Annotated in this window: 1 pseudogene; it reads right to left on the reverse strand. The window is 54.9% G+C overall.

Going from position 1 to position 605, the window contains the following annotated elements:
- Positions 1–88: 88 nt before the first annotated feature.
- Positions 89–605, reverse strand: a pseudogene (locus tag JF66_RS24905) (hypothetical protein); the annotation flags it as partial.

A 605-nucleotide genomic window follows, 5' to 3' on the forward strand; every position in this document is an offset into this window, starting at 1 on the left:
TTCAGCGTCCACCCCGCTACCTCCTTCTTGTGCAGAGGAGTACGAACGAAAATGATGTTAGTGCAGAGGAGTACGAAAACGCCAGCGTTCACACTCGCGTGCACAACCCCGAAAACTCAAGGGCTGTTGTGCAGACGACTTCGAAGAATGACAGCGCGACCCCGGCCTTTCGTGCGCCATCCCGGACACTCTGACCAATGGCAAAGGACGCCCAGAATTTGGCCTCCTCGTCCACGTCGACCCTCAAATGATGCCGGTCATCAGTGCGATCAACATCCGCCTCCCAAGCCAACAGACGCACCGTCGTGAATCCCAATTCCGCCGTCGACTCGGCAACGGTCTTCCCTTCGCGGCGAAGACCAAGGTATTTTTCCCGCAACCAGCGGTACCCGACTTCTTTGTGCACGCCGACATCCTGGGCAGACCGTTTGAGACCGCGCCCCTCGTGAATGGAGGCGAGAAACCGTACCCCTGCTGCTGACGAAGATTGATAAAACATCACTGACCACCTGAAAGTCGGTGTTGCTTCGATCAATAGAATCCGGGGCACGTCTAATGCAACAACGTTGGCTGTCCTTCGTGAATTTGATAAAGACTTATATAAC

It is taken from the genome of Cryobacterium sp. MLB-32, assembly GCF_000738085.1.
Taxonomy (GTDB): Bacteria; Actinomycetota; Actinomycetes; order Actinomycetales; family Microbacteriaceae; genus Cryobacterium.